This window comes from Lactobacillus sp. WILCCON 0059, from assembly GCF_057197985.1.
The window spans coordinates 1979809-2002840 of the sequence record NZ_JBUBHN010000001.1; the positions used below are offsets into that span (position 1 = coordinate 1979809).

The following is a 23032-nucleotide window of genomic DNA, read 5'->3' on the forward strand; positions in this document are numbered from 1 at the left end:
TTTTAAGATGTTACTCCATCTTGGCCGAAATGTAAAGACTTTTCTTTGCATTTCAATGGGCCTGGATGGACTTGAACCATCGACCTCACGCTTATCAAGCGTGCGCTCTAACCAGCTGAGCTACAGGCCCAAGTTCTTATTGTTGGTACTCTCAAAACTGAACAAAGTTTCTTTTGCAGTGTGCTTCCGTAACTGATGGATTTCTCTTAGCATTTCTGCTCTCCATCCATCTGTTTTCCTTAGAAAGGAGGTGATCCAGCCGCAGGTTCTCCTACGGCTACCTTGTTACGACTTCACCCCAGTCATCTGCCCTGCCTTAGGCGGCTGACTCCTAATGGTTATCCCACCGACTTTGGGCATTGCAGACTTCCATGGTGTGACGGGCGGTGTGTACAAGGCCCGGGAACGTATTCACCGCGGCGTGCTGATCCGCGATTACTAGCGATTCCAGCTTCGTGCAGGCGAGTTGCAGCCTGCAGTCCGAACTGAGAACAGCTTTAAGAGATCCGCTTGCCTTCACAGGTTCGCTTCTCGTTGTACTGCCCATTGTAGCACGTGTGTAGCCCAGGTCATAAGGGGCATGATGACTTGACGTCATCCCCACCTTCCTCCGGTTTGTCACCGGCAGTCTCTTTAGAGTGCCCAACTTAATGATGGCAACTAAAGACAAGGGTTGCGCTCGTTGCGGGACTTAACCCAACATCTCACGACACGAGCTGACGACAGCCATGCACCACCTGTCTCTGCGTCCCCGAAGGGAAAGACTTATCTCTAAGTTTGTCACAGGATGTCAAGACCTGGTAAGGTTCTTCGCGTTGCTTCGAATTAAACCACATGCTCCACCGCTTGTGCGGGCCCCCGTCAATTCCTTTGAGTTTCAACCTTGCGGTCGTACTCCCCAGGCGGAGCGCTTAATGCGTTTGCTGCGGCACTGAGAACCGGAAAGTCCCCAACACCTAGCGCTCATCGTTTACGGCATGGACTACCAGGGTATCTAATCCTGTTCGCTACCCATGCTTTCGAGCCTCAGCGTCAGTTGCAGACCAGAGAGCCGCCTTCGCCACTGGTGTTCTTCCATATATCTACGCATTCCACCGCTACACATGGAGTTCCACTCTCCTCTTCTGCACTCAAGAATGACAGTTTCCGATGCAGTTCCACGGTTGAGCCGTGGGCTTTCACATCAGACTTATCATTCCGCCTGCGCTCGCTTTACGCCCAATAAATCCGGACAACGCTTGCCACCTACGTATTACCGCGGCTGCTGGCACGTAGTTAGCCGTGACTTTCTGGTTGATTACCGTCAAATAAAGACCAGTTACTGCCTCTATCCTTCTTCACCAACAACAGAGCTTTACGATCCGAAAACCTTCTTCACTCACGCGGCGTTGCTCCATCAGACTTGCGTCCATTGTGGAAGATTCCCTACTGCTGCCTCCCGTAGGAGTTTGGGCCGTGTCTCAGTCCCAATGTGGCCGATCAGTCTCTCAACTCGGCTACGCATCATTGCCTTGGTAGGCCTTTACCCCACCAACTAGCTAATGCGCCGCGGGCTCATCCTAAAGTGACAGCTAAAGCCGCCTTTCAAACTTGAATCATGCGATTCATGTTGTTATCCGGTATTAGCACCTGTTTCCAAGTGGTATCCCAGTCTTTAGGGCAGATTGCCCACGTGTTACTCACCCATCCGCCGCTAGCGTCCAACAAATCATCCCGAAGGAATCTTTGAATTCAGCTCGCTCGACTTGCATGTATTAGGCACGCCGCCAGCGTTCGTCCTGAGCCAGGATCAAACTCTCAATTTGAAAATTGAGCCTTTTTAATCTGCTCCAGATTATTTGCTTGCGAATTGACTTCGCTTATTTGTTTGGATCAAACTTTGTTTGACCCGCACACTGCGAAACTTTGTTCAGTTTTCAAAGTACCAACTTGCGTCAAGTGACGCAACGTCTTATATCTTACTCGCTTGTCGACTTCTTGTCAACAGCTTTCTGATATTTTCTTTTTGCCTCCGCGAGACTTGCTTGTCTCACGCGGCAACAAATATTAGTATACTAGCTTTTTTTGATTCGTCAAATTTGCTTTTTCATTCGTTTTATGATTGGTGCACCCGGCGGTGTTGTTGTTACGCACCTTTCTCTTCCAGTTGCAATAAATCGGATTAGCTGTATTTTTTCTTTTTTTAACAGAAGATTGTTCTTAATTTGCTTGTTTTTCTCTGGAAAAGCCGGAAAAATTTCTGCGATTTTTTCTAAAAAACTGGGCAAAAGAAAAATGGCGACCTAAGTCACCATTTTCTTCACTCCATTATTCTCTTTTGTATTCTTTTTCTTTTTTCTTTTCTCTTTTCTTATCTTGCTCAACTTATCTCTGCAGCTTGGCTACCAGCTTGTTTGGCAAAACGAAGCTCTGGCTGCCCATGGACATTGGCCCAACTTCACCTTGGTTAAAGACGATAACCACCTGGTTCTTCTTGTTGATGTAGAACTGCTGGTTCTTCTTGATTTGGCTGAAGCCGTCCGGGTCGCCATTTTGCTTAAGGAAGTAGCTCTTGTTCTTGTCAGCCTTCATCTCCTGCTTCATCTGCTTGATGATGTTCTGGCTGATGGCCTTTTGGTAGTTGCTGCCGCTCTTGAACAAGTCGCCCAGCTTGACCCGCTTGCCGCTGGCCTTGCTGAAGACATAGTAGCGGCTGCTTTCGCCGCTGTCGGCTTGGGTTTGCACGGCCGTCAGCTTGATCACGTACCAGTAGCGGTTGTTAGTCACTTGCTTAGTCTTGACTGTCAAAGAACCATAGCCACCCTTCTTCAGAGAAGCCTTGAATTCCTTGGTCAAACTGTCAGTTTCCTTGGCAATTTCCCGGTTGACTGCCTGGCTGCTCTTCTTGGCCTCCTTGGCTGCCGGCCCGGTCACCCCGCTGACAGCAACTTTGTCAACGGAAATATCGGCTGAATGCTTGCGGCTTTCGTAGTGGTAATCGCGGAAGGTCACCTGCTTGAAGTAGTTACCCACAACTGGCAAGTTCTGCATGGCATTAGCCACCTGCGGACTCGTGTTTGGCAAAATCACGCTGAAAGCTGCCGCTGCCGCGATCCCTGCCACCAGGCGGACCCACGGCTTGCGCTTGGCGGACAAAGGAACGACCTTCTTTTGCCCCCGGCCGGCTGCTGCCTCCACGATATACTCAGTCTTGATTCCGCCCATTGCATCCATTAAGTCAGTGTTTTTCATAATAGTATCCCCTTTAAATAAACTTTTCTTCTTGCAGTTTTTTGCCCAGCTTGCGCCGCATCCGCATCAAAGCTACCTTAACGGCCGATGCCGTCATCCCGTTAGCCGCGGCAATGTCGCTGATGGCGTCCATGTAAAAATACCGCTGAACAAAAATAATTCTTTTTTCTTTTGGCAGGCCTGCCAGAAAATCATTGATGATCTCCGTCAAAGCGCTGCTCTCAATCCCTTCCAGCTCTGGCTGCTCCTGGACCGCGCCGGATGATTCTCCAATTTCATCCAGCGAGGCGGTATATTGATCCCCAGCCCGTTTCTGCCGGTTTTGGTCGCGGACCATGTTCAAGGCTCCGTTGCGCGTGACGCGCCCCAGGTAGGCCAAGAGGCTCTGCGGCCGCTTTGGCGGAATCGTGTTCCAGGCTTTCAGCCATGTATCGTTCAGGCACTCCTCAACGTCCTCCTTATCCCGCAAGATGTTGCGGGCAATCGTTGAGCAATATGCCCCATATTCACTCTGGACTGAAGTGAGCGCAGCTTCGTCTCTGGCGAAGAACTGCTCGATGATTTCAGTTTCTCTCACTGTCTTTTTCCGTCCTTTTACTTTTTGTTTTTCGAGGCCCTCATCTCCTCTACCCTAATAGACACCTAAGGGAGCTGAAAGGTTACACTTTTGCAAAAAGTTTTTTAGAAAAAATTTCCACGCAAAAAGGAACCCCTCCGCGGAGTTCCTTTATGACTAGTGCCACTTAACTTCTGGCGTGATCTTGGTCATGCCGTGCATGTATGGGCGCAAAGCTTCTGGTACGGTAACCGTGCCGTCTTCGTTTTGGTAGTTTTCCAAAATAGCGGCAACCGTCCGGCCAACAGCCAGGCCTGACCCGTTCAAAGTGTGGGTCAATTTAACCTTGCCGTCTTCGTCCCGGTAACGGATTTGTGCCCGGCGGGCCTGGAAGTCAGTACAGTTGGAGCAGGATGAGATTTCCCGGTAAGTGTCTTGGGCTGGCATCCAGACTTCCAAGTCGTAAGTCTTGGCACTGGTGAAGGATGCATCCCCGGTTGACAAGGCTACGACCCGGTACGGCAGACCCAGCTTTTGCAGCAGGTGTTCAGCGTTGTGGGTCAGGTTTTCCAGTTCCTTCCAGGATTCTTCCGGCTTAACGACCTTAACCATTTCCACCTTGCGGAATTCGTGCATCCGGATCAAGCCCCGGGTGTCGCGGCCAGCTGAACCAGCTTCACTTCTGAAGGCTGGTGACAAAGCAGTCACGTTGATTGGCAAGTTCTTGCCATCGATGATGTCGCCTCTGAAGTAGTTGACCAAAGGAACTTCAGCAGTTGGAATCAAAGTCAGGTTCCGCGGTACTTCTGGGTCGTCATTTTCAACGATGGTGTAGACGTCTTCAGTAAACTTCGGGAATTGGCCAGTACCTTGCATTGAGTCGTTGTTGACCAAGGATGGGGTGATGACTTCAGTGTAGCCTTCGCTGGTGTTTTCATCCAGGAAGAAGTTGTAAACGGCCCGTTCCAAGAGAGCGCCGGCACCCTTGTAGTAAACGAAGCGGGCTGCGGAAACCTTGCTTGCCGCGTCCCAGTCCAGGATGTTCAAGTCAGTGCCCAGGTCCCAGTGAGCCTTTGGTTCATAGTCAAACTTGGTTGGTTCGCTCCAGCGGCGGACTTCTTCGTTGTAGCTTTCGTCAGGGCCAATTGGGTCTGAGTCAGCTGGGAAGTTTGGCAAACGAAGCAGGATGTATTCTTGCTTTTCCTGCAGTTCATCAACTTCTTGGTCCAATTCCTTGATCTTGGCACCGACTTCACGCATGTTGGCGATAGCTTCGCTGGCATCTGCCTTTTCCCGCTTAGCGGCAGCAATCTTCTTTGAAACTTCGTTTCTTTCTGCCTTCAAGTTTTCAGCTTCTACCATAGCTTGCCGGCGCTTGGCGTCGATAGCTACCAGTTCATCCAATTGCTCAGGCTTGATGCCCCGAGTTGCCAACTTTTCCTTTGCCCAGTCAAGATTCTCGCGAATGACCTTAATATCCAGCATATATAACCTCCGAAAAAATAAAAAAGCCGGTCCGTCCCAGTCTTGGGACGAATCGGCGCACGGTTCGCGGTACCACCCAGTTTCGGCTCAAAGAGCCGCACTCAGTTGGGCGCTAACGGTGCCCGGCCGTGCAATGATTAATTGCCCACACTAATGAAATCTGGAAGCGACCGCCGTCCGCTCTCAGCATACGCGGACTCTCTGTCGGCAGTCTAAGGATTTCGTGTTTGTCTCTATTCTATGCTATTCGGTCCGTTTTAGCAAATAATACTTGGCCGAAAAATCCAAAAAAGGGGGAATTTTCCGGTAATCGACTTCATACATCTGCCGAAAGCCCAGTTTTTGCAATAAATGCTGAGGCCGCAAATTATCCGACCGGCAGCCGGCCCAGATTTCCTTGATCTCCGGATCTTTAAAAGCTTCCGCCAAAAGACAATTGATGCTTTCAGTCATGTAGCCCTGCCCCTGGAATTTTTTGTCCAAAAGAAAGCCCAGTTCCCGGGACTGGCCATCCCGGGGGTAGAGTTCCAGCAAGCCGATTGCCTGGCCGTTTTTTAAACAAATCATGTAACTGGCCGGTCGTCTCTGGTAAGCTAAGGCACCTTCTTCAGCTTCAAGCATGTTCCGGTAGTGGGCAAAGCCTGCCGTTTTCTGGTAGTAGGGATCCTGCCCCCAAGACAAAAGCAGGTCAGCATCCCCTAACCCGACCGGCCGCAAATATATCCGCTCGCTCTCCATCACATCAGCCTCATGATCCAGCGGGCCCCGTAGACCAGGCCCAGGCTGTAAGCAGCGATGGTCCAAGGCTTGCAGAGGACGATGATCCAGAAGTAGGTCCAAGGCTTCATTTCCGTCAGACCCGCCAAAAGGCAGAGGAGGTCATCCGGGGCAACCGGGGCCAGGATGCAGATGGCGAAGAACCAGTTGAACTTCTTTTGGTTCTTGGTCCACTTGGTATACTTCTCCAGGCTCTCTTCCGACACGATGTGCAGGATGAAGGACTTGCCATAGTAGCGGGCCAGGAAGAAGTTGATCAAGGAGCCGATGACGATCCCGATATAGTTGTAGATAAAACCAGGTCCAGCGCCGAAGAAGACAACCCCGGCCAAAAGGGAGACCCCGCCGGGGATAATCGGGATCACGACCTGGATGATCTGAATCAAAACAAAGATAAAGGGACCCAGGATCTTTTTGTCAGCCAAATAGGCGCTCATCTTGGCCTGGCTGGTAAAAATCCCCAGCTGGTACCAATAGATGCAGAGGCCAATGATCACGATGGTTGAAATAATGGTCAGCCGGTTGATCAGCTTGCGGCTTTGTTCGTAACTCATGGTCTTTTCCCCCTAAAAACAAATTCCAGGATAATTTTAGCAAAAAGCCTCCCCCCTCCACACTAGTTTGCTTCGGGCTTTAAATAAACTTATGTATGCTGCCTTCTTTTCCCTTGCGAAAAAAGACAAAAAGCAAGCAGAAGTTATTGCTTTGAGTATATAATTAAGTTAGGATAAAAAATCAGAATTCAAATCAGATCAGAAAGGAAAAATGAGATTATGGTTGTGACTGTTAACAATATCGCTTATGACCTCAAGCACGGCCTAAAGACCGACATCTATTATCCCAACGATACCGACTCACAGACAAAAATCCTCATCCTCTGGCACGGCGGCGGCTGGTTTAGGGGAAGCAAAAATGGCATCAGAGACGTGGCAATCGACCTGGCCAACGCTGGCTTCATGACCTTCGTGCCCGACTACCGGCTGGCTCCAGCTGACCATTTCCCAGCTGCCCACGAGGATGCCCTTAACTTCGCGGCCTGGCTTTTGGCATCAAACTACACCGATGAGGGCGATGAAAACAACATCGTCCAGATCGGCGCCAGCTCCGGCGGCACCCTGGCCTTGAAAGTCGCCGGCATGTACGGCTTCCCGACGGTCACCTGGTCAGCCCCTGTCGACTTCAGCAGCTGGCTGGCCGACCACCAAGAGGTCAAGCCTTCAGTCAATGGCAAGGAAGAACTGGGCTTGACCACCCAGCAGGCCATCAATGAAGCCTTTTACAAGTACTTTGTCTTGACCTACGCCGGCAGCGAGGACTCTGACCTTTTGGCCGACTTGGATGCCCAAAGCTACGACTATACCAAGTTGAGCCGCCTGCTCATGATGAACTCAGCGGCTGAACTGACCGACCTGGCCGGCGTTACTGAATTTGCCGGCCGCCTGGCTGGCCGCGGCCACCAGGTTGACTTGGAAATCATCCCCGGTCATGGCCACGCCATGGACTACGGCCGGGATTATCTCAGGGAAAGCATAACTTATCTCAACTATGCCCTCAGTCTGAAAACAGGAAGCGATTAACCATGATAAACATTGAAAAATTCATCAAAATCCGCAAGTCGCTCAAGCTGTCGCAAAATGAGCTCTGCAATGGGATCTGCACCCAGTCAACCTTGAGCAAGTTCGAAAACAACGGGCAGATTCCTTCTTTCAAGATCCTCAAGCAGCTCTGCGAGCGGATGAACATCTCCTTATCTGACATCATGCTGACCAGCACGGAAAGCGAAATTGCCCAGAAGCTTTTTTCCGCGGACTTCTGCTTCATCACTTATGACTATGACCAGGTCCGCAAGATCCTCAAGCAGGTCAATGAGAAAAAGATCCGCGACAAGCAAGACCTTCTCCACTACAACTACCTTTGCGGGCAGCTGGCTCTGGACGGGGACCACAACGAAGTCTCGGCCCTTTTCTACTTCAACAATATCCTGACAACCGACAACCTTAAGGCCGGCAACATCTACCGCCTCCTGGCCCTTAAAGGCTGCAGCCAGGTTTATGCCAGCCAGGACATAGGCAAGGCCTCTCATTACTTTGACCAGATCCTGGACCAGATCAAGAAAGTCGAAATCAAAGACAGCTTGAGAGAACTCCAGGTCATGTCCATTTTGACGGCGGCCGGCGAATTCTACGGGCAAAGCGGCCAGTACAAACATGCTGACGACCTGCTCAACTATGCCTACGAGCTGGCTTCCGAACATCATGTGGTCTACTTTTTGGCCCGGGTCCTTTACCAGCTGGCCTTAGACGACCTGGCCCAAAAGCGGTCCATAAATACCACCCTGGAACACCTGCACGACGCCCTGGCCTTCGCCCGTTTGAACAAAAACGAGGTTATCCTCAAAGAAGGCGGCAAGCTCCTCAAAGAACTCGAAGAGAAAGCATAAGAAAACGGTCAATCGCGAGATTGACCGTTTATTTTTGCCTTAAATGGTGCCGTAACCGGTCAGCGGCCGGCATGGGCAGTTGTTAAAGTCGTAAGTCTTCAAGAGTTCCAGTTCCTGGTCGCCCTTGATAAAAGCCGTTGCCCCTTCAGACAGCATCAGGTTCATGATCGGCTTCTTTTCCGGGTGGTTAGTGAAAGGTACGATGATGACCGGCTTGTTCTGCGCCCGCAAAAAGCCGATTTCAAAGGCGCAGCCGTCATCCAGTTCATCCATGTCGTAAAGGAAGAGGCCGCAATTAGCCATGGACAAGCCGTTGATGTCGTTTTGGAAAGTCTGCTGCTTCCAAAAGAGGCTCCGTTCATCCCCAAAACCAACATTCGGGTCTTCCGCCGGGTCGGTTACCTGCTGGTCAAAAGGAAAATGAACGTGCTCGACCGTCGGGTTGGCCGCCAGATATTCGCGGACCTGCTTGGCCCGGGCTTGATGGTGGTCGCGGTGAAAAGATGAACCTAAATAAATACGTGCAGTTGCCGTCATGAATCCTCCTAGTGGACGCTTAAATAATCTAACATGGTGTAAATAGCGCGCTTATTGGCACTTGGCAAAGGCTGGGCCAGAATCTCGGCTGGTGTCTGGTGTAAGTCATTGCCGCTTTCGGCATAGGCGCCGTCATTGATGACGATTTCGCGGACGTTGTCAGCCAAGGGCTCTAAGTGAAACTGCAGGCCGATCACGTTGCCATTGACCAAAAAGCCCTGGTTGGCCAAGAGGTCGCTGGAATAGAGCAAGTGGCTGCCAGCTGGCATTTCAAACATGTCCTGGTGCCAGTGCAGGGCCAGGAGCTTGTCTGGCAAATCAGCAATAGCATCACTTTGCTTGTAGACCGGAGCCCAGCCGACTTCCTTGTGGGCGGCCGGGTGCACGCTGCTGCCTAAGCAGATGGCAATTTGCTGGGCACCCAGGCAGATGCCCAAAATCGGCAGGTGCTGCTTGAGGCAGTCCTTGATCAGTTGCCGTTCTTCTTTAAGCCAGGGCAGGTCGTCGCCCGGGCTCATCGGCCCGCCCAAAACGACCAGCATGTCGGTTTCATCAGCTTTCGGAAAAATACCGAAAGTTTCCGGATGGTAAACATAGACTTTGTTGCCCCGGTCTTCGGCCCAGGCCTTGATGGCCCCCGGCCCCTCATTCGGGGTGTGCTGCAAAACGTTGATCCGCATAATCTCGTCCTTTCAATTTTTAAATATTTTACCATGCTGGCAGGATTTTTTCATTAAAGGAGAGATTTTTACCAAAAAATTGAAAAAATTGCCGTTAAAATATTCCTTCAGATAATAAAATTATTTCAGCCTTTAGCTATACCAAAAATCAGAAAGCGGTTTATACTAGAGAGAGGGATATTTGTGAATCTTACACTAGATTGGCGCTAAAGGCCGGTCTGATCAACTTTTAATTCGAAAGGATGAAGAAAACAGCTATGGCAAAATACGAATCAGTGAACCCATATACCAATGAAGTCTTCGCGAGCTACGAGAACCCGACTGACCAGCAGATTGAAGAATCTCTGGCCTTAGCCCACGCCCTCTACAAGAAGTGGCGGCATGAAGAACCGAGCAGCCGGGCAGCCATTTTGAAGGACATCGCGGCCAAGTTCCAGGAAAAGGAAGAAGAAATGGCCAAGACCATGACCCTGGAAATGGGCAAGAAGCTCAGTGAGGCCAAGGAAGAAGTTGAGATCTGCATCGGCATCCTCAACTACTACGCCGACCACGGCCCAGAACTTTTAAAGCCGGTCGACCTGCCCAACCCATACGGCCGCGCCTACTACTTAAAGCAGGCTACCGGGGTGATCATGGCCTGTGAACCATGGAACTTCCCTCTTTACCAAGTCATCCGGGTCTTTGCCCCGAACTTCGTGGTCGGCAACCCAATGCTGCTTAAGCACGCCCACAATGTGCCAACTTCTGCTGCCCTGGCCGCCAAGATCGTGAAAGCTGGCGGGGCGCCGGAAGGCAGCTTGATCAACCTCTACCTCAGCTACAGCCAACTGGACCAGGTCATCGCTGATCCGCGCGTGCAAGGGGTGGCCTTGACCGGGTCTGAAAGAGGCGGGGTGTCCGTAGCCGAAAACGCCGGCAAGAACTTGAAGAAGTCCACTATGGAACTGGGCGGCAACGATGCCTTCATCGTCTTAAGCGACGCTGACCCAGCAGTTTTGAAGGCAGCCTTGAGCGACGCCCGCAGCTACAATAATGGCCAGGTCTGCACCTCATCCAAGCGGATGATCGTTTTGGCCGACCGCTATGAAGAAGTTTTGGCAGACATGAAGGAAATCTACTCTGGCCTTAAGTGGGGCGATCCGCTAGAAGACTCCACTACCCTGCCGCCGATGAACTCCCAAGCCGCAAAAGAGAAGCTGGCCAAGCAGGTTGAAGCGGCAATTGCCGGCGGAGCCAAGGTTTACTACGAGTACCCGGAAATTGACGCCCCAGGTGCCTTCAGCCGGCCAATTATTTTGACGGACATGGCCAAGGACAACCCAATGTTTGACCAGGAAATGTTCGGGCCAGTCTGCGTGGTTTACAAGGTTAAAGACGAGGCTGAAGCCATTGCCTTAGCCAACGACTCAAGCTACGGGCTGGGTTCTTCCGTCATCTCCAGTGATATCAAGCATGCTGAAGAAGTAGCCAGCCAGATTGAAACCGGGATGACAGTCATCAACGGCCGCTGGATCACTGACGGCAGCCTGCCATTCGGCGGGGTCAAGAAGTCAGGTTACGGCCGCGAGCTCAGTCCTTTGGGCCTGGACGCCTTCGTCAACGAGCACCTGGTTATCGACTTTACTGACCAAAACAAGCAATAAACGGAATTTAATCAATCTCTTTCAATTACACTCACTTTTACTTTTTTCTTTTAATCTTTATTACATTACCTACTTTCTTTTTAGTGTTTCTTTTGTACTAATTCAAATTTTCCACTCTTTAGTTTTTGTTTTTCACGAATCTCCAAGTAGAAAAATAGCAAGAAAAGGCCGCTGGTCACTCAGACCAGCAGCCTTTTTTCTGCTAACAAAAACTATTCTTCGTTATTTTGATCTGCCTTGGCCATTGGCTGGAACATGTTGATGCCGGCCAAAACCGTAGTCAAGCAAGAGACCAGGATCAAGAGGTAGCCGGAAATGCCGATAGCCACGGCATAGCTCTTCAAGCTGGAAACAGCCTGGCTTAAGTAGCTGGTCGCGCTAGTCGTCTGGGCCAATTGGTAAAAGAGGTAGATCAAGACCAGGCTTTCAACAAGGGACAAGGCGAAGGCCCGGACCCGGGAAACCCTGGTATTCTGGCTGACGGCCAGCATGATGAAGACCGGCAAAAGCAGGAAAACCGCCAGGAAGAGGTAAAGAATCAAGGCGGGAACGATCTTGCCCGCCGTGATCTGCCTGTTGGCAACTTCAAAGAAGACGCTGGCCACGGTCAGCTTGCTGCTGGAGGTTACGAAGCCTGTCCCCAGGAAAAGGAGGACCAAGGTGATCAAGCTGGTCAAGAGAATGGAGAGCTGGATGACACCAAAATTCCGCGGCTTCTTGGTCTTCTTCTTCACCTTTTCCACTTTGGCTTCAAATTTCGGGTGGGACTCGGTAAACTCTTCATTCTTCTCCTCAATTTCGTTTTCCTTGTCGTCAAAGGCATTGAAGACCTTGGAGCCCCAATTCCGGATATACTCAGTCAAGTTCCGGTCAGCCGTGTATTCGCCCTGGGAGTCCCGGTGACCGGTCCAGATAAGCAGAGCCATGGAGACAGCAAAAGCCGTCCAGCCCAGGGGCCGGGAGAAACTCATGATGATCAAGAGGCCCACGCCAACCAGGAAGGCAATCGTGGTGTTGTCTCTCAGCCACTGGATCATCTTTTCCACGGTTGGGTTGCCGGTAAAGGCATTCTGCTCCTGCTTTTGCCGGTAGGCGGACCGGCTGAGCTTGCCGGATGGATCTTTTTCCAAAGTCCGGTCGGCTTCCTCCCTGTTTATTTCAGTTCTTTCCACATTTTCTTCCGCGGTTTCTTCAGTAAAGTAGTCGCGGCGGTATTTTTCCACATTGAATCCACAGTTTGGGCAGGTCTTTTCCTGGCCAGTCAGGGTCTGTCCACAGTTGGGACACTTTTTCATAGTAATCGTCCTTTGCTAGTGTTTCTTTTTCCACATTATAGCATTTTCCTAGCAGCGGCAAAAAAGAACCCGCCAAAGATGACGGGTTCTTAATGCATTATTTAGCTTTCATTTAAGACTTCTTACTGAAGCTGAAGCCATTCTTGCGGATCGGCCACTTTAACCATGGGAAGCCTTCGTAGGTCAGCTTGGTTGCAGCTGACAGGTTGATTGGCATCAAGAAGACCAAGATAGCCAGACCGATGATGACCCCGATGGCCACTTCGATCAAGGTTGGCACGCCTGATGGGATCAAGGCCGCGAAAGTACCACCCAGGATGACGGCGGCTGAGATGACAACCGTCCCGATAACCGTACATGCCTCCAGGATTCTTGCGCTAGGCAAGGCGTGCGGATCGCTGTCGCGGTAACGCATCATGACGAAGATGCTGTAGTCGACCCCGAGGGCGATCAACATGATGAAGGTGAAGAACGGCACATTCCAAGCCAGGGTGCTCCGGCCCATCACGCCGCTGACAACCCAGCGGGTGATTGACAGAGAACTGATGTAGGCCAAAAGCAGAGTCCCCAGGATGTAGATCGGCTGAAGCAGACTCCGGGTGACGAAGATCAAGGCAATGCCGATACCGATCAGCATGATAGCCATAGTTCTGGTAAAGTCGCCGCTGGCCGTGTTCTTGGTGTCTTCAATGGTTGAGCTTTGCCCGCCCATTTCGACATCAGCCTTGCCCAGGTCGGTCCCCTTCAGGGACTTGCGGGCCATGGCGCTCAAAGCTTGTGAGTGCTCTGCAGCACTTTCAGAACTTGGGTTGCTGTCCAGGATGATGATGATCATGGCACTCTTCTTGTCCGGGCTGAGGAAGACCTTGAGGGACTTCTGCAGGTCGGCGTTGTGCTTTAAGACATAGCTTGGCACGTAGAAGGTGTCGGAAGCCTTGGACTTGCGCAGGCCGTTCAAGTATGAGCCGGCGGAAACCAGACCATTGTTGACGGCAGTCAAGCCGCTGGTGATGGCTGGCGTCTTAGTGGCCAGCTTGCTTGCGCCACTTGAGAGTTGGCTGGTACCGGACTGCAGCTTGTCAGCCCCTTCAGCCAACTGGCTTGAACCGTTGACGCCTTGAGCCAGGCCGTTTTGCAATTGACCAGCACCGGATTTAAGTGAGCTTGCACCGCTGGTCAAGCGGCTCGCGCCGTTAGCCAGTTGAGCCGCGCCGCTGACGCCGCTGGCTAAGCCGTTAGCCAATTGGCCGGCACCGGAGTTAACCTGGCTGGCGCCAGTGTTGACTTGGCTGGCACCATTTGCAACAGAGGATGCACCAGAGTTGACCTGGTTAGCCCCGCTGACCAAAGTGCCAGTGCCGGAGTAAAGGCTTGCGGCACCAGTGTTCAGCTTGCCGGCGCCAGTGTAAAGGCTGGAAGCGCCGGAGTTAACTTGTCCGGCACCAGTGTAAAGGCTTGAAGCACCAGTGTTGACTTGGCTGATCCCGTTGTAAAGGGATGCGGCACCACTGTTTAACTTAGTAGCACCTTGTGACAAGGCCAAGGCCCCTGCCATACCCTTGCTCAAACCGCTGTAAATTGAGTTTGAACCAGTGTAAAGCTTGTGGGCGCCGGTTGCTAGGGCATCAACTGCTGACTGCATCTGGCTGATCTTGCTCAAACCAGACTTTAAGCTGCTAATCCCGCTGGCTGCCTGGGTGCTCAAAGTGCTTGAGCCAGAAGCAAGCTGAGAAACAGCCGCTTGCAGTTGCTGAACTTCAGCGCTCAAGTCAGCCGTTGAAGCAGTAGAACTGCTGCTGCTCAAACTGCCAGCTGCTGATTGAATGCTGGATGAAGCACTCTTCATGTTGGTTGCGGCAGAACCCGCAGTAGTCAAACCGCTGCCTGCAGTGCCCAAACCGCTCTTAGTAGAAGACAGGCCACTATTAAGGGTTTGGAGTTCCTTTTCAAGTTCTGCCTTCAAAGTTGGGTCTGAAACCTTGCTGATTGAGCTTGCCAGGCTGCCTGCAGCTGAGCTGGCAGTTCCCAGACCAGTACCGGCAGTGGTCAAACCGCTCTTGGCATTGGTTAAACCAGATTCAAGTGATGAAACTTGCCCTTGCAGACTTTGCAGGCCGCTGACCAGGCTAGAGATCTTTGAAGTGTCGATGTTTGGCACGCTGATTTGGCTGACCTTGCTGTTCAAGCTTTGCAAGCCGTTGTTCAGGTCGGTCAAACCAGATGACAATTGGTCAAGCTGGTCAGCGTTCAAGGAGCTGGCATTCTCTGACAGCTGGCTCTTCAACTGGTCAAGACCGGCAACCAAAGTGTTCATATTGGCCGTCAAGTCCTTGGCGCCATTGGTCAAGGTTTGAGTGCCAGTGTAAAGACTGTTTGCACCAGTCACAAGAGAGCTGGTGCCGTTCTTCAAGCTAGTGCTGCCAGTCAAAAGCTGGGCAGTACCGTTCTTCAAAGTACCAGCGCCAGTGTAAAGACTGGCAGTACCGTTCTTTAAAGTACCTGCACCAGTGTAAAGGCTGGCGGTACCGTTCTTCAAAGTGCCGGCACCGTTTCTCAAGGTTTGAGCACCAGTTGCCAGAGAACCGGTCCCGTTAGCCAGAGTCTTTGACCCACTGGCCAGGGAGCTGGTCCCGCTCTTCAGCTTCTGAGTACCAGCAGACAGGGTGTTGGCCCCGCTGGACAATTTCTTAGTGCCGGAGTAAAGGGCATCTGCCCCAACTGACAGGGTCTTGGTCCCGTTAAAGAGGGTACCTGCCCCATCGTAGAGGGCGATTGAACCGTTGTAAAGCTTAACCGTCCCCGTGTACAGGTCCTTGGCCCCGTCACTCAAAGTGCCGGTGCCTTCGTCAAGCTGGTCGGCCCCGTTAGCCAGTTTCTTGGCCCCGCTGGTCACCTGCTCGCTGCCCTTAGTCAATTTGCCGACACCCTTTTCCAATTTAGCGGTCCCGTCGGTAACTGACTTCAGCTGCTTCTTAACGTAGAGCAGCTTGATCTTTTCGTTGTATGGCTCAGTCGCGGACATAACCTTGTCCACGCCTTCAGAATTGCGCAGTTTCCGCGTCAATTCGTCGATCAGCTTCAAGTCCTTCTCATTGTCGAGCTTGTGGTCACTCTTGATGTAAAGGTATGACGGCATAGCCATCCCCTTGGAGAAGTGCTTTTGCACCAGGTTCAGCCCTTGCTTGGAAGGAACTGAATCTGAAATTTCCGCCGTGTCGTCGTAGTTCAAAACGTTGGAGTAAGTAACGAAGAACGGAGCAACGACAACTGCTACTGCTGCCAAAAAGACAATCGGCCGCTTCAAAGTAGCACTGGAAATCCCGTGCCACATCTTGCTTGGGTTTTCCCCGGCAAATTCCTTGCTTGGCCAGAACATCTTCTTGCCCAAAGTGGCCATGAAGAATGGGTTCAAGGTCAGCAAAACAACCAGCAGAACCAGAACGCCGACGGCAACGCCGGAAGCGGACCGGTAAACGGAGAAGTTAGCTAAGCCCAAAGCGGAGAAACCAATCAGGATTGAGGAGCCGGAGTAAAGAATAGTCCGGCCGGCCTTCTTGATCGAGTCCTTCGTGGCCTCAGCCACCCCCAGGCCATTGCCCAGGTCCTCCTTAAAGTGGTTGTATAGCAGGATGTTGTAGTCGGTCCCGATCCCGAACAAGACGATCACCATGAAGACTTGGGTGAAGTTGGAGAACGGGAAGTTGATTTGGTTGACCAGGTTGGTCACGATTGAGAAGGAAACCAGGAAGGAAATCCCAACCGTCAAAAGTGACACAAGCGGGACAACCGGTGACCGGAAGACGATGATCAACACGATGAAGATGAAGACCACCGTGATCAGTTCCGTCTTCTTGATCCCTTCTTGGATCGAGCTGGTAAAGTCATTGTTGAGGACGTCTGCCCCAGTAACGTAGGTTCTGACCCCACTGGTCTTGACGGCCTTGTTGATCTCGTCGTAAACCTGGGAGATGGTCCCATGGCTCTTGGAGATGTTCATCTGCATTACCCAAGTCGTTCCGTCTTTAGACTTGAGCAGCTTCTTGGTCGCGATGTTATCTTGCGGCGCCAGGTAATCCTTGATGCCGTATTTCTTCTTGTTGCTGGTCAAGCGGTCGATCGAGGCTTCAATGTTGCCTTGGTCGGTCTCGGTCAGCTTACCGGATTTCTTGTTGAAAACAACCGCGACTTCGTAAGTATTCTTTTTCTTACTGCCCCATTCGTTCTTGATTAGTTTGGCTGCTTCGCTTTCCACGCTGCTTGGCAAAGAGATCTCGCTGTGAGCTCTTGTCAGTGAGTCAACGTTTGGCAGGGCAACCAAAGAAATCACCAGAATGAGCACCCAGGCGATCAAAGCGCCAAGGTGGTTCTTCAGTAACTTCTTCAACGTCCTTTTTCCTTTCTTTGTCTTTTACAATCAGTCTACTAAGCTAGGCATTTGACTGCTGGGTGCTGGGCGAAACCAGCCGCCAGACCATTTCGTGATAGTTCTCTTCTGCTTCTTGCGGGCTTTCCGGAAAATCCCGGCTTCCCTGGTCCTTGGCAAACCTGTCTAAAAAGACATAGCCCAGGACCGCGCCAACCAAGGCGTGCTGGGAAACCACGTGTCCCGTGTCCACCTGCAGCTGCTCACCCAAGTCCAGGATCTTGACTACTTCCTGCACCAGGTCTGAATCATCTGAAAATTCATCCATATGGTAAAGCAGAGTCGCCAGGGCCTGGTCTTCCAAAAGGCGGTCGCGGACCACGTCAGCAAACTTAAACAATGCTTCGTGGCCTGACAAACCAACAAGCTGCTTGAGCAAGTCCTGGTAGAGCAGGCGGATCCGGCTGGCCGCGACCAGCGACAGAAGTTGAGAACGGTTCTTCACGTAATGATAGAGCGACTGGCTGCGAACGCCCAGAGCCTTGGCAAGATTTGGCATGGTCGTCTCGCTTAAGCCCCGGCTTTCGATCATTTCCGTGGCTTTGGCGATGACCTTGCCTAAGTCCAAAGTTCTTTTTTGAGTCATACTTTCTACCATTTCCTTTCAACTGTAGCAATTATATAACTACTGACTGAAGATTTCAATCTACAGATTGTAAATTAATCCTCTTTTTTGTTGAAAACGGTTCCTAAAAGCGCTATCATATATTCAGATAGGAGATGAAAACTAAAAATGAAAATCTGGTGGTTCGCAAACTTTTACTGGTTCAGTTTACTGATTTATCTAAATGTTTTCATGTTCAATTTTCATTACGCTGACGGCAGCAGCATCAATCCTTTCGTGGTGACCTTCCTGCTGCTGGCTATCTGCATTATGATCGGGGAATTCCAATTCGCCTGGTACATGTGGCTGGCCAAGAAAACTTATAAACCACGTAAACGCAAGAAAGCACAAAACGACTCTACTGTCTGGCTGTAGAGTCGTTTTTCATTTCTTCTGTTCTAATTATTCGTTCTGGATTTACTTTTCCATGACTTTCTTAAAGACCGTGTAGTTCTTATCACCATGAAGCCCTTTTGGGTTAGTATAAACCGCAAAGTGGATTTCCTTGAAAACTCCATCGTATTCTGGAATAACTTTTTTGTAGGCATGAGCAACAATAGTCGGGCTGTTGCTAAAAGCACCGCAACCAAATGCACCAAGGACAAGATAATCAACTTGATGTGCAGCAGCAACGTTAAGTATCTGGCGGGCACGCTGAACATGGATAGCGTATTGATCCTCTGGGCTAAGAAGACGGCCAGAATAAGTGCGCAAATTAGGAGCAGCACAAGTAATTACGTCTGCCCTAATCCAATCTTTTTCCTCCATCAACTGGGGAAGATCTTCATCAGACTTGAAATTAATGATATCCGGAGAATAAATACAGTCATCTGAATATGCAGGCTGTGGATTAATGCGGTGTAGAAGATAATATTTCTCCATCGGCTTGGCTGAAGTTAAAACAGGATATAAGGTCGAAACACGACAGAGGCTCTCTTCTTGAGCTCTTGACCCATTAACCACTCCGCCACCTGGATACTCAAATGAAGCAAAATTATGGACACAAGTTCTTTCTGTTGGATCGGATTTATTGATAGACTGAGCATCTTCAAAGCTCCTATTGCTGTTCACCACAATATCCGTGTGAACATATCTCTTTTGCAAATCAGTTGTAAATCCCGGGGCAATGATCTCAGTATTGGAAATAGAATACTCTATTGCTTTTTTTAAAATCGGACTGCTACGATAAAATCGTTGCGTGTCCTTAAATACTTCTATTAAATCCCTAATCGTTGCCATAATTTCACCCTACTTTTTTGATATAAAAACACCTCCAAAAATAAACTCTGTCATTTTGGAGGTGTCTTGAAGTAACTTCTATTTCTTCTGTTCAGTTTGGTCTGCCTTTACTTTTCCATGACTTTCTTGACGGCTTGTCCTAAGGAAGCAAAGTCATCAGTCTTGCTGGACCAGGCGCTGACCACGTAATTGTGGCCGTTATTGCTGATCAAGGCGACCTCTAAATTGCCATCAGCATACTGGTAGACAGTCCCCTTAGCCTTGCTGGCCAGCTTGGTCTTCCCTGTCATAGCAGTCAAAACCTGCTGATTGTAGCTGCCGACCAGCTTGCCTTGGTAGATGGAAACCATGATCTTGGCCAGATCACTGGCTGTCGTCTTGCCGACCACGGACTTGGAGAAGGTTCCAGTCACTTTGGTCTGGCTGGCCCCCAACTGCTTCAACACCTTATTGACCTGCTTAGTCCCGATTGTCCGCAAAAGCGCGTTAGCCGCGGTCTTGTTGCCCTTCAGCATCTGCTCGCGCAAGTAGCTTGGCCCGTAGCTGATCCCGACCGCGATCGCCGTACTTGTCCCAGCCTTGTCAGCCTTGGTAATCTTGATAGCCGTGCTGGCCCCGATCTTGCCGGACTTTTCCTGGGCATAAAGGGCGATCAAGAGATAGAGGTAAAAAATCTTCTGGGAATCCTGGCTGCTCTTGGTGTTGGCCACTTCCGCGAAATGGCTGCTCTTGCTTAAGTCATATGCCGCCACCTGGTAGCTGACGTCCTGGCCCATGGCCTTCTTGATTGCCTTGACCAGCTGCTTGTCGCTGCCCTTGCTGCTCTTGACCTGGTTGTCATATTCAATGGAATTGACATTAGGTTCCTTGTCAGTAGAAGAAACCGTCTTTTTTACGTTGCCGGACTTCTTTACCTGCACCACCGTGACCTTCCGCATTTCAGCATCTTTGTTGGTGCTGGTGTAGACGACAAAAGCCAGCAGGGAGGCGATCAAAGCCCCGACTACAATATTGTTCTTCATGTAACTCCTTGTTTCTAGCTCCTAATTTCCTTTAAAAAAGATGGTGCTTGCGCATGAGGAAGATCAGCCAGACCATCAAAAGGACGGTGATCAAGATAATGATCACCCAGTCATAGTTGGCCCCCAAAACCGGCAACTTCACGTTCATCCCGTAAAAACCGGTCAGAATAGTCGGGATGGTCAAAACGATGGACCAAACCGTTAGGAACTGCATGGTGTCGTTCAGGTTGTTGTTCATCATGTTATTGGAAGTCGATGACAAAGTCTTGGTCACCTGCCGGGAAATCTGCACCATTTCTGAAGACTGGCTGGATTCGATCAAGACGTCGTCCAGTCTTTCCTTGGCCGCTTTGGAAAAAGTCAGCCGGGAGTGCTGCAGGCTGTGCAGCATCATCTGGTCAGTCTGAATCGAGCTGGACAGGTAGACCAGACTCTTTTCAATATTGGACAGTTCCACCAGGTCCTTGTTGTCAATGTCATCGCTCAGCTTGACGTCCAGGTCGTTGCGCTCAGCATCCAGCTGGGTGATGGCCCGCTGGAAGTACTGGGAAGCATACATCAAAAAAGTCGCCAGCAGCTCCGTCACGTCTTGGGCGTGGGACAGCCGGCGCAAAACCTGGGGATCGTTGAACTCGTCAAAGACATAGCTGGTCTCGATCGTATGGAAAGAAAAAAGGTTCTTGTCCTGCAACAAGAAAGTGATTGGCCGGGAAGTGAAGTGCTTGCTGGTCGTCGTTGGCCAGACTGGCACGTCATAAACCAGCAGGTGGGTGTCGGTATACTGGTCGTAGTCGTAGTGGGGCCGTTCATGCCGGTCGGAAACGTAGGAAATGATTTCCGGGGTGAAATAAAACTCCGTCTGCAGGCGCCGGCTGTCAGCTTCATTCAAGCCATTGACGTCGTACCAGTTAAAGTCAGTTTCAATTGGAAAAATTTGTTGCTTAATCATGGCTGTCCCCACCTTCATTTTACTCATTATTCATGTTACCATTTTTTTAAAATGAAGTTGTTTAAAGTAGGTAAAATAATGATGCAAATCACAGAAAAATATCTTCCGTTCGGAAATTGGCAAACTTACTGCCGGATCGTGGGCGAGGCGACTGACCGCGCCCCGCTCCTGCTTCTCCACGGCGGGCCCGGCAGCAGTCACAACTATTTTGAAGTCCTCGACCAAGTTGCTGAAAAAAGCGGCCGGCAAGTCATCATGTATGACCAACTAGGCTGCGGCAACTCCAGCATCCCCGACGACCAGGCAGAGACGGCCTACACGGCCCAGACCTGGGTCAAGGAGCTGGAAAATGTCAGAAAGCAGCTGGGCCTTGACGAGATCCACCTCCTAGGGCAAAGCTGGGGCGGGATGCTGGCTTTGATCTACCTGTGCGACTACCAGCCTGAAGGGGTCAAAAGCCTGATCCTCTCCTCTACTTTAGCCTCCGCCAAGCTCTGGAGCCAGGAATTGCACCGCTTGATCAAGTACCTGCCAGAAAACGAGCAGGCCGCTATCAAGGAAGCTGAAGCAAGTGGCAACTATGACTCCCCGGCCTACCAGGCGGCCAATGCCCACTTCATGGATCAGCACGCCATCAAGCTTACGCCGGACATGCCGGAGCCAGTTTTGCGCAAAAAAAAGGGCGGCAGCCTGGCCTACTTGACCGGCTGGGGCCCTAATGAATATACGCCGATTGGCAACCTGCACGGCTATGAGTACACTGACCGCTTAAAGGACCTGCACTTGCCGGTCTTGATTACCAGCGGCACTGACGACTTGTGCACGCCATTGGTGGCTAAAAGCATGTACGACCACTTGCCGAACGCCCGCTGGGAGCTCTTTGCCGGCTGCGGCCACATGCCTTTTGTCCAGGAAAATGCCAAGTACCAAAAGCTTTTGTCCGACTGGTTAATCAGCCAGGACTAGACGAGAGGCTTTTTTAACAAAAAATCTGTCTGACGGTCATCGCCAAGAACGAAGACATGCTCGCTGAACCGGGTCAAACCGCGGCTGGCATAGAAGTTCTTGGCGTTTTCGTTGTGTTCCCAAACGCCCAGCCAGAGGACGGACTTGCCCCATTCTTTGCCTTTTTCTTCCGCGAACTCAAAGAGCTGCTTGCCCAGGCCCCGGTGCTGGAAGGATTTGCGCAGGTAGATCCGCTCAACTTCCAAGCCATCTGGGTCGACATCTTCGTTTTGGGCGTCGGCAACGTCCAGCTTTAAGTAGCCGGCAACTTCCCCGTCCACCTTCAAGAAGTAGAAGAAGCTGCCTGGAGTTGCCATTTCTCCCCCAAGCTTTTCTTCATTATAGTTTTCATCCAAAAACTTGGCCATGTCTTCGGCGCTGTTGTACTCGCCAAAAGTGTCGGCGAAAGTCTCCCGGCTGATGGCCACCAAGGCCGGCAGATCTTTTTCAGCGACCTGGTCAATCTTTACATCCGTCATCGCTGCTTCCTTCTCTTTTCTACTTTAGTTAAGTCCAGTCAAGACCCAGGTTCTGAGCAGCATCCCTGCCCTTTCCCAGTCTTCTTCCCGGTAGTCGTGGCCGGCGCCCCGCATCTGCAAAAGTTCGCCCTGCTTCATTTGCTTGGCCATCAATTCCAGGCTAGCCAAAGGAGCTTGGTCGTCTTCGCTGCCGGCAACAATATAGCTGCGGCCCTGGTAGCCCTTGATCTTGTCCCAGTCCTTGATAACTGGTGACATAAGGAAGATTCCCCGGACTGAGCGGCCGATTTCACTGGCGGCCACCGCGGCAGCATCTCCAGCTTCCCCATAGCCGGCGAAAACGATGTACTCACTGGCTACCCGGTCGTCGTTTCTGAGTTCGTCAAAGGCCAGGTGGTAGCCGCTGATGGCGCTGGCTGAATCTTCTGCTTCAAAAGTGAAGGTCAAGATGCCGGCGTCATTTAAGTAGCGGCTCAGCCACCGGGCCTGGTCCTTATCGCCAATCTTGGCCAAAATTACCAAGGGGGTCAGCCCTTCAATTGGGTTGACTGCTTCGCCCCAAGTCCCTTTTAACTTGCCCTTGGCGCTGATTAAGGTCATCTCTTCTTCCATAAAAAACTCCTTACGATTTCTTACTTTACATTAAAAACTTACAACATTTCTATTG

Annotated in this window: 20 protein-coding genes, 1 tRNA gene and 1 rRNA gene; 5 read left to right on the top strand and 17 right to left on the bottom strand. The window is 50.9% G+C overall.

The window, feature by feature from the left end; all coding sequences use genetic code 11:
- Positions 1 to 56: 56 nt before the first annotated feature.
- The 7 genes from ACYVUT_RS09360 to ACYVUT_RS09390 all read right to left on the bottom strand — a co-directional run bounded on the left by ACYVUT_RS09360 (position 57) and on the right by ACYVUT_RS09390 (position 6603).
- Positions 57 to 130: transfer RNA gene (locus ACYVUT_RS09360), tRNA-Ile, on the bottom strand.
- A 113-nt stretch (positions 131 to 243) separates the two neighbouring features.
- Positions 244 to 1805, bottom strand: a 16S ribosomal RNA gene (locus tag ACYVUT_RS09365).
- Between the two features lie 559 nt (positions 1806 to 2364).
- The gene (locus tag ACYVUT_RS09370; RefSeq protein ID WP_484501916.1) at positions 2365 to 3231 is read right to left on the bottom strand and encodes an RsiV family protein; all 867 of its coding nucleotides are present in this window, start codon (positions 3229 to 3231) and stop codon (positions 2365 to 2367) included.
- Positions 3232 to 3244: 13 nt separating this feature from the next.
- Positions 3245 to 3808, bottom strand: a complete 564-nt coding sequence (locus ACYVUT_RS09375) for an RNA polymerase sigma factor (RefSeq protein ID WP_484501917.1) — start codon at positions 3806 to 3808, stop codon at positions 3245 to 3247.
- A 156-nt stretch (positions 3809 to 3964) separates the two neighbouring features.
- Positions 3965 to 5272 (bottom strand): serine--tRNA ligase, encoded by a 1308-nt coding sequence (gene serS, locus ACYVUT_RS09380; RefSeq protein WP_439776358.1) that lies wholly within the window; start codon positions 5270 to 5272, stop codon positions 3965 to 3967.
- 243 nt (positions 5273 to 5515) lie between these two features.
- Positions 5516 to 6010, bottom strand: coding sequence for a GNAT family N-acetyltransferase (locus tag ACYVUT_RS09385; protein ID WP_484500709.1), 495 nt, complete (start codon positions 6008 to 6010; stop codon positions 5516 to 5518).
- On the bottom strand, positions 6010 to 6603 hold the full coding sequence (locus ACYVUT_RS09390; RefSeq protein ID WP_003616018.1) for a TVP38/TMEM64 family protein: 594 nt from the start codon (positions 6601 to 6603) through the stop codon (positions 6010 to 6012). The genes ACYVUT_RS09385 and ACYVUT_RS09390 overlap by 1 nt, the downstream gene beginning before the upstream one ends.
- A 219-nt stretch (positions 6604 to 6822) precedes the next feature.
- Between ACYVUT_RS09390 and ACYVUT_RS09395 the strand changes: the two genes are divergently transcribed.
- Both ACYVUT_RS09395 and ACYVUT_RS09400 read left to right on the top strand, forming a co-directional pair.
- A complete protein-coding gene (locus ACYVUT_RS09395) occupies positions 6823 to 7626 on the top strand; it encodes an alpha/beta hydrolase (RefSeq protein ID WP_484500710.1) in 804 nt (267 codons plus the stop codon).
- 2 nt (positions 7627 to 7628) lie between these two features.
- Positions 7629 to 8489: a helix-turn-helix domain-containing protein gene (locus ACYVUT_RS09400; protein WP_484500711.1), complete on the top strand. Its 861-nt coding sequence runs from the start codon at positions 7629 to 7631 to the stop codon at positions 8487 to 8489.
- A 39-nt stretch (positions 8490 to 8528) separates the two neighbouring features.
- Here ACYVUT_RS09400 and ACYVUT_RS09405 read toward each other — a convergent pair whose 3' ends face one another.
- Both ACYVUT_RS09405 and ACYVUT_RS09410 read right to left on the bottom strand, forming a co-directional pair.
- Positions 8529 to 9026, bottom strand: coding sequence for a nucleoside 2-deoxyribosyltransferase (locus tag ACYVUT_RS09405; RefSeq protein WP_439776362.1), 498 nt, complete (start codon positions 9024 to 9026; stop codon positions 8529 to 8531).
- 8 nt (positions 9027 to 9034) lie between these two features.
- Positions 9035 to 9706 (bottom strand): type 1 glutamine amidotransferase, encoded by a 672-nt coding sequence (locus ACYVUT_RS09410; RefSeq protein ID WP_484500712.1) that lies wholly within the window; start codon positions 9704 to 9706, stop codon positions 9035 to 9037.
- Between the two features lie 257 nt (positions 9707 to 9963).
- Here ACYVUT_RS09410 and ACYVUT_RS09415 point away from each other — a divergent pair, with 257 nt between their 5' ends.
- Entirely contained in the window at positions 9964 to 11349 is a 1386-nt protein-coding gene (locus ACYVUT_RS09415; protein ID WP_484500713.1) for an NAD-dependent succinate-semialdehyde dehydrogenase, read from the top strand.
- Between the two features lie 212 nt (positions 11350 to 11561).
- Here the strand turns inward: ACYVUT_RS09415 and ACYVUT_RS09420 are convergent, their stop codons facing one another.
- The 3 genes from ACYVUT_RS09420 to ACYVUT_RS09430 all read right to left on the bottom strand — a co-directional run bounded on the left by ACYVUT_RS09420 (position 11562) and on the right by ACYVUT_RS09430 (position 17653).
- Complete coding sequence (locus tag ACYVUT_RS09420; protein ID WP_484500714.1) at positions 11562 to 12644, bottom strand: zinc ribbon domain-containing protein; 1083 nt, start codon at positions 12642 to 12644, stop codon at positions 11562 to 11564.
- Positions 12645 to 12756: 112 nt separating this feature from the next.
- Entirely contained in the window at positions 12757 to 17028 is a 4272-nt protein-coding gene (locus tag ACYVUT_RS09425; protein WP_484500715.1) for an MMPL family transporter, read from the bottom strand.
- 43 nt (positions 17029 to 17071) lie between these two features.
- Positions 17072 to 17653: a TetR/AcrR family transcriptional regulator gene (locus ACYVUT_RS09430; protein ID WP_484500716.1), complete on the bottom strand. Its 582-nt coding sequence runs from the start codon at positions 17651 to 17653 to the stop codon at positions 17072 to 17074.
- A 147-nt stretch (positions 17654 to 17800) separates the two neighbouring features.
- On the opposite strand from ACYVUT_RS09430, the gene ACYVUT_RS09435 reads away from it, so the two are divergent.
- Positions 17801 to 18046 carry a hypothetical protein gene (locus ACYVUT_RS09435; RefSeq protein ID WP_439776368.1) on the top strand — a complete coding sequence of 82 codons (246 nt, stop codon included), beginning with the start codon at positions 17801 to 17803 and terminating at the stop codon, positions 18044 to 18046.
- Between the two features lie 42 nt (positions 18047 to 18088).
- Here ACYVUT_RS09435 and ACYVUT_RS09440 read toward each other — a convergent pair whose 3' ends face one another.
- The 3 genes from ACYVUT_RS09440 to ACYVUT_RS09450 form a co-directional block, all read right to left on the bottom strand.
- The gene (locus ACYVUT_RS09440; protein ID WP_484500717.1) at positions 18089 to 18910 is read right to left on the bottom strand and encodes a TIGR02452 family protein; all 822 of its coding nucleotides are present in this window, start codon (positions 18908 to 18910) and stop codon (positions 18089 to 18091) included.
- 107 nt (positions 18911 to 19017) lie between these two features.
- Complete coding sequence (locus ACYVUT_RS09445; RefSeq protein ID WP_484501918.1) at positions 19018 to 19932, bottom strand: serine hydrolase; 915 nt, start codon at positions 19930 to 19932, stop codon at positions 19018 to 19020.
- A 31-nt stretch (positions 19933 to 19963) separates the two neighbouring features.
- The gene (locus ACYVUT_RS09450; RefSeq protein WP_439776370.1) at positions 19964 to 20881 is read right to left on the bottom strand and encodes a magnesium transporter CorA family protein; all 918 of its coding nucleotides are present in this window, start codon (positions 20879 to 20881) and stop codon (positions 19964 to 19966) included.
- A gap of 78 nt (positions 20882 to 20959) precedes the next feature.
- On the opposite strand from ACYVUT_RS09450, the gene pepI reads away from it, so the two are divergent.
- Positions 20960 to 21847 (top strand): proline iminopeptidase, encoded by an 888-nt coding sequence (pepI, locus tag ACYVUT_RS09455; RefSeq protein ID WP_484501919.1) that lies wholly within the window; start codon positions 20960 to 20962, stop codon positions 21845 to 21847.
- Here pepI and ACYVUT_RS09460 read toward each other — a convergent pair.
- Both ACYVUT_RS09460 and ACYVUT_RS09465 read right to left on the bottom strand, forming a co-directional pair.
- Positions 21844 to 22365: a GNAT family N-acetyltransferase gene (locus ACYVUT_RS09460; protein ID WP_484500720.1), complete on the bottom strand. Its 522-nt coding sequence runs from the start codon at positions 22363 to 22365 to the stop codon at positions 21844 to 21846. The two genes, pepI and ACYVUT_RS09460, sit on opposite strands and share 4 nt — an antisense overlap.
- A gap of 24 nt (positions 22366 to 22389) precedes the next feature.
- Complete coding sequence (locus ACYVUT_RS09465) at positions 22390 to 22977, bottom strand: alpha/beta fold hydrolase (protein WP_484500721.1); 588 nt, start codon at positions 22975 to 22977, stop codon at positions 22390 to 22392.
- Between the last annotated feature and the right edge of the window lie 55 nt (positions 22978 to 23032).